Annotated in this window: 2 protein-coding genes and 2 pseudogenes; 3 read left to right on the top strand and 1 reads right to left on the bottom strand. The window is 61.0% G+C overall.

Going from position 1 to position 2,639, the window contains the following annotated elements; genetic code table 11:
* A partial coding sequence (locus ACWGTO_RS33070) for a 3-methyl-2-oxobutanoate hydroxymethyltransferase (protein ID WP_454578894.1) occupies window positions 1-238 on the bottom strand: 238 nt, incomplete at its 3' end.
* Window positions 239-720: 482 nt separating this feature from the next.
* Here ACWGTO_RS33070 and msuE point away from each other — a divergent pair.
* From msuE to ACWGTO_RS33055, 3 genes and pseudogenes are all read left to right on the top strand, one after another.
* Window positions 721-1,278, top strand: a pseudogene (msuE, locus tag ACWGTO_RS33065) (FMN reductase).
* Between the two features lie 157 nt (window positions 1,279-1,435).
* A complete protein-coding gene (locus tag ACWGTO_RS33060) occupies window positions 1,436-2,368 on the top strand; it encodes a TauD/TfdA dioxygenase family protein (RefSeq protein ID WP_454578893.1) in 933 nt (310 codons plus the stop codon).
* Window positions 2,369-2,407: 39 nt separating this feature from the next.
* Window positions 2,408-2,639: pseudogene (locus ACWGTO_RS33055) on the top strand (nitrilotriacetate monooxygenase); the annotation flags it as partial.

The raw sequence follows: 2,639 nt of genomic DNA, 5'->3' as shown, positions 1-2,639 counted from the left end.
GTCCGCGCCGCACCGCCTTACCGTGCAGGATCATCATTTCGAGCGTGACGCCAACAGTGGAGGACATGCCGTGCAACACCATGCCGACACTGTCGCCGACCAGCACCACGTCGCAATGCCCGTCGACAAGCTTGGCGACGGGCGTCGTATAGGCCGTCAAGCAAACAAGGGGCGACTTGCCCTTCCGCGCCGCGATTTCGGGCACCGTCAACGCCTTCGATGCTCCGGTTGCGCTCACCAGGTTTCTCCTTCCGCTGCGTCAGCGGATGGAAGCATGTGCCACATTTTTGTGCAGTTGCGAAGAGAGTATTTGCACCGCACAATCATTTGCCGACGCCATTCATCGTCACAACCAGTTTGGCGACCCTGCGCTCAAATCCTGAGCCATCAGTTCGGTATGTGTTTCTCCGTGCACAACACAACGCCAGTCGAGAACACAGACGGGACCGGTGAGCGCCTGGCTCCCCAGACGACAAACCGTCAAGTCGCCTCTGGAACCCGTTCACCTTAAGGATGGCAGTGCTGACGCACGCAGCCGCGACAAACGTCCGCGATAGTCGCTCATCGAATGTGAAGACCGCACCGCGTCGAAAACCGAGAAAACCAATTTATGAATAGCTGCAAACACGCAATATGCTTTCTCTATAGATTTTGTATAATTACCTAGGCTGATCCCGTCTTCACGAATGCGGCTGCATTCCAAAGGAGAAGGGCCGGACCATGACCACCCCCGCGATCGTCGGACTTTCCGGCAGCTACAACTCCCCTTCCCGCACGCGCGTCCTGGTCGAAGAGATCGTCAGGCGAGCGGCGCGCCGATATGACAAGACCGCCGAAATCCTCGACATCGGCCAGTTCCCCAATTTGGGAACCGCCGTCCGCCTCTCCGATCTCGATCCCAGCGCAAGGAGGCTCGTTGACCGCCTCCTTCAAGCCGAGGCATTGGTTGTCGCAAGTCCGGTCTACAAAGGCAGCTACACCGGCCTCTTCAAGCACCTGATCGATCTTCTGGAGCCCACTGCGTTCAGCGGCAAGCCGATCCTGCTCGCAGCGACTGGCGGCGGGGATCGCCATGCGCTGGTGATCGAGCATCAGTTGCGGCCGCTCTTCGGCTTCTTCGAAGCATGAACGCTTGCGACCGGCCTCTATGCCTCGGAACGGGATTTTGCCGATCCGACGTCCATTTCCCCCGCCCTGGCCGAGCGACTCGAGCGCGCGATCGGGCAGTTCGAACCTTATCTCGAACCTCGAAGGAGCCGTCCTCGCGGCCCAGAATGATCCGAGCCAACGGTTCGGCGAGCGGAACGCTAGGGCACTCACTGAGCCGAATTCCCCTCGCAAATTTGGAGTGACGGATCTTTCAGTCCCCACTTCGGACATTGGACGATTCCGAAATTGTCCAGACCAGCAGCTCACTTAACCCACGGAGAAAGCCATGACCAAGCCAGTTCTCGTTGATGCTTCCATACCGCAAGCCGATGTCGCGCCGCTCACGGTGCATGTTGGCGCCGAAATTCGCAACGTCCGCCTCTCCGGCGATCTGCCGCACGCGGTGGTGGCCGCGATCAACGACCTCCTGCTGCGCCACAAGGTGGTGTTCTTCCGCGACCAAGACCACCTTGACGATGCCGAGCAGGAGCGCTTTGCGCGACGGCTGGGCGACCTGGTGCCACATCCGACTCAGGGTCCCATAGCCGGGACCGCGTCGATCCTCGAACTCGATTCAAGCCGCGGCGGCGGGCGAGCTGACCAGTGGCACACCGACGTCACATTCGTCGACGCCTACCCAAAATTCTCGGTTCTGCGCGGCGTCGTCATTCCGCCGGCGGGTGGCGACACGATCTGGGCCAACACCACCGCTGCCTATGAGAGCCTGCCGACTGCACTGAAGCTGCTGGCCGAAAATCTTTGGGCGGTGCACTCCAACGCATACGACTACGCCGCCGCGCGACCGCGCTCGACCGAGGCGGAGAAAAGGCACTTCGAAGAGGTGTTCACCTCGACGATCTACGAAACCGAGCACCCGGTTGTGCGGGTTCACCCCGAAACGGGCGAACGCACACTGCTGTTGGGCAATTTCGTCCAGCGCTTTGTCGGCCTCTCGAAGAACGATACCCAAAAACTTTATGAGGTTTTTCAGTCCTACATCACCGCACCGGAAAACACCGTGCGCTGGCATTGGCGGCCAGGAGACGTGGCGATCTGGGACAACCGCGCCACCCAGCATTATGCCGTCAATGACTATGGCGACCAGCACAGGGTTGTCCGGCGCGCCACCGTCGATGGCGACGTGCCCGTTGGCATCGACGGGCGTCGAAGCGTCATCCGCACCAAGGCAACCAAGCCGGCGACAGCCAAGGCCGCCTGAACCCAGGCGATATCCCTTCACTCAGCGATGAGAGCACAAATGTCCAGAAAGATCAGACTTGGCGCATTCCTGCCCGGCGGCGGCCAGCATATCGCCGCCTGGCGCCATCCGGACGCACCGGCCGATGGCGCCACCAATTTCGAGTTCCACAAGCAGCTGGCGCTGACCGCCGAGCGCGGCCTGTTCGACGCCTACTTCCTGGCTGACAATCTGACCGTCGGCCTCGGCGCCCGCGAAGGCGGCAATGCCAAGATCGCCGGCTTCGAGCCGG

It is taken from the genome of Mesorhizobium sp. PL10, from assembly GCF_053714315.1.
The sequence above is the reverse complement of the archived record's forward strand: the minus strand, read 5'-3'. Positions and strand labels throughout refer to the sequence as shown.

Bases quoted from the DNA above. Each gene is read 5' to 3' on its own strand.
- ACWGTO_RS33060 (WP_454578893.1), top strand. From the start codon at position 1,436: ATGACCAAGCCAGTTCTCGTTGATGCTTCCATACCGCAAGCCGATGTC.